Source organism: Stenotrophomonas sp. 05L44_2 (assembly GCF_056665995.1).
This window is the reverse complement of sequence record NZ_JBFTNR010000584.1, coordinates 1-2,694: the sequence shown is the minus strand read 5'-3', so window position 1 is coordinate 2,694 and position 2,694 is coordinate 1. Positions and strand designations below refer to the sequence as shown.

General features: G+C 67.6%; 4 protein-coding genes. All 4 read left to right on the top strand.

What is annotated here, in order from left to right:
• Positions 1-297 precede the first annotated feature (297 nt).
• Positions 298-753, top strand: a complete 456-nt coding sequence (locus AC1VAN_RS17765) for a MarR family winged helix-turn-helix transcriptional regulator (RefSeq protein ID WP_025875653.1) — start codon at positions 298-300, stop codon at positions 751-753.
• Positions 754-860: 107 nt separating this feature from the next.
• Positions 861-1,070 (top strand): DUF1656 domain-containing protein, encoded by a 210-nt coding sequence (locus tag AC1VAN_RS17760; RefSeq protein ID WP_025875651.1) that lies wholly within the window; start codon positions 861-863, stop codon positions 1,068-1,070.
• Positions 1,067-1,984 carry an efflux RND transporter periplasmic adaptor subunit gene (locus tag AC1VAN_RS17755; protein ID WP_025875649.1) on the top strand — a complete coding sequence of 306 codons (918 nt, stop codon included), beginning with the start codon at positions 1,067-1,069 and terminating at the stop codon, positions 1,982-1,984. The genes AC1VAN_RS17760 and AC1VAN_RS17755 overlap by 4 nt, the downstream gene beginning before the upstream one ends.
• On the top strand, positions 1,981-2,694 hold a 714-nt coding region (locus AC1VAN_RS17750), incomplete at its 3' end, for a TolC family protein (protein ID WP_480986337.1). The genes AC1VAN_RS17755 and AC1VAN_RS17750, both read left to right, overlap by 4 nt.

The following is a 2,694-nucleotide window of genomic DNA, read 5'->3' as shown; positions in this document are numbered from 1 at the left end:
GTGCCACCAGGAGCCGCCGGGCATGGCCCGGCGCTACCGCTCTTGTTCTTGAAGAGCCAACCCTCCGCGCCCGCGGGATGTGGGGTGGGTGGCGGAGGGCCGGGCGGGGTAGGACCGTGAGGCGCATGGATGCGCCGATCGAGCTTACAGGGACGTACTTGCAGCGTGTCCTACCCCGCCCGGCCCTCCGCCACCCCAACCGATAGCCAGCAGGCGCAACGCTTTCCTCAATACACCCAACCCATTCAGCAAAGCCTATTGATAGGAATGAAATTAGTAGTATCCTATCTATTACTTATGGACCGACCCCTCGACGAGCGCACCGTGCTGCAGATGCAGCTCAGCTCCGGCCTGCTGTACGCAGGGCGGCAGTGGCAGCGCCTGGCCGACAGCCGGTTGGGCAGCTACGGCATCTCCACCGCCTGCACCATGCCCCTGCTGATGATCGGCCGCTCCGGCGGTGGCATCCGCCAGGTCGCGCTGGCGCAGCAGCTGGGCATGGAAGGCCCTTCCCTGGTGCGCCTGCTGGACAAGCTCTGCGCCAGTGGGCTGGTCCGCCGCGAATGCGATGCCAGCGACCGCCGCGCCAACCTGCTGTGGCTGACCGAGGAAGGCCAGGCGTTGGTGCGCGAACTGGAAGACCAGTTGATCGGCCTGCGCCAGGACGTGTTCGGCGAGCTTTCCATGGATGAACTGCATGCCGTGCTGAAGGCATGGCGCCTGCTGGCCGAGGCTGCCGACCGCATCACGTAAGCCCGTTGTCGGTGAATACCGCCGCTGCCGTGCATGCGCCAGCGGCTTTTGCCCGTTGCCGTTGTCCTGTTCCACCTCCCCTTCCCCTACCGTCCCCGCCCCTACCGATGCCCGGTGAATTCAGTCTCCACGGAGTGTTCGTCCCGACCCTGCTCGGGTTGATGGTGTTGGCCTACCTGGTCAACAGCGGCCTGCACGCGCTGCTGCAGCGTGCCGGTGCCTATCGCCACGTATGGCACCCGGCGCTGTTCAACCTGGCCTTGTACGGGATCGTGCTGGGCCTGCTGTTCCACCTCCTGCGTTGGATGCAATCGTGAACAAGATCGTGAAGAAGACTCTGCCGGTGCTGCTTACCTGCGCAGCCGTGATCGTCGCCCTGCTGGTGCTGCGCCAGCTGTGGGTCTACTACATGGATGAGCCGTGGACCCGCGACGCCCACGTCGGCGCCGACGTGGTGCAGGTCGCGCCGGATGTGTCCGGCCTGGTCGAAACGGTGCAGGTAGCCGACAACCAGGCAGTGAAAAAGGGCGACCTGCTGTTCGTGATCGATCGCGCGCGCTACCGCATCGCGCTGGAGCAGAGCCGCGCCAGCCTGGCCGAACGCCAGGCATCGGTCGCGCAGCTGCGCCGTGAGATAGGACGCGACCGCAGCCTGCAGGATCTGGTGGCCGCCGAGGACGCCGAAGTGCGCCGGGCCAAGCTGCAGGCCGCACAGGCCGCATTGGCCACCGCACAGGCCGCGGTCGACCTGGCCGAACTCAACCTGGCCCGCACCGAAGTGCGTGCACCGGCCAATGGCCGGGTCAACGACCGCACCATGCGCGTGGGCGACTACGTGGTGGCCGGCAAGCCGGTGCTGGCACTGCTGGATACCGGTTCGTTCCGCATCGATGGCTACTTCGAGGAAACCCGCCTGCGCGGCGTGGCCCCGGGGCAGCGCGTGGACATCCGCCTGATGGGCGAGGACACCCCTCTGCACGGCCATGTCGAAAGCATCGCCGCCGGCATCGAGGATCGCTACCGCAGCAATGGCAGCACCCTGCTGCCGAACGTGACCCCGGCCTTCGACTGGGTGCGGCTGGCGCAGCGCATCCCGGTGCGCATCGCCATCGACGAGGTGCCTGCCGGCGTGGAGCTGATCGCCGGGCGCACCGCCACGGTGACCGTGGATACCGGCCGCCACGTGCAGAACAAGAAGGCCGGCGCTGCGCCGACACAGGCGGGCCTGTGAACGCCGCCCTGCCCCGCCTTGGCCTGATCGTCGCGCTGGCCAGCCTGGCTGCGTGCAGAACCGTCGGCCCGGATTACGCATTGCCCGAGGGCTCGGCGTTCAAGCGGCCGCAGGCGAATGCYGCGTTCATCGATACCCACAACCCCGAAGTGGCTGCCAACCAGGCACTGCCGGCACGCTGGTGGTCGCTGTACAACGACCCGGTGCTGGATGGGCTGATCACCCAGGCGCTGCGCGACAACGTCGAACTGAAGGCTGCCGACGCGCATCTGCGCCGCGCTGCTGCGGTGTACGAGCAGGCGATGGACGCCGGTGGCTTCGAGTACGAGGCCGAAGCCGGCGTCAGCCGCGCACAGTTGTCGGCCGAGTCGTTCCTGCAGGAGCACGAGCTGCCGGTGATCAACCTGGCCGACGGCAAGTTCGCGGTGAGCTACCAGTTCGACCTGTTCGGCAAGCTCAAGCGCGGTGCCGAAGCAGCCCGCGCCGACGAACAGTCGGTGGCCGCTGCACGTGACCTGGCCCAGGTGAGCGTGGTGGCCGAGGTGGCCGACAGCTACCTGGAGATCTGCCACGCCAACCATGAGCTGCATGTCGCCGAGCATTCCCTGCAGCTGCAGCAGCGCAGCCGTTCGGTCACCCAGCGGTTGATCAGCGCAGGCCGCGGCACGCCGCCGGAACTGGCGCGCGCCAATGCCCAGGTCGCGCTGCTG

Excerpts from the sequence above, each read along its gene's own strand:
- AC1VAN_RS17765 (WP_025875653.1), top strand. The coding sequence starts at position 298 with ATGGACCGACCCCTCGACGAGCGCACCGTGCTGCAGATGCAGCTCAGC.
- AC1VAN_RS17760 (WP_025875651.1), top strand. The coding sequence starts at position 861 with ATGCCCGGTGAATTCAGTCTCCACGGAGTGTTCGTCCCGACCCTGCTC.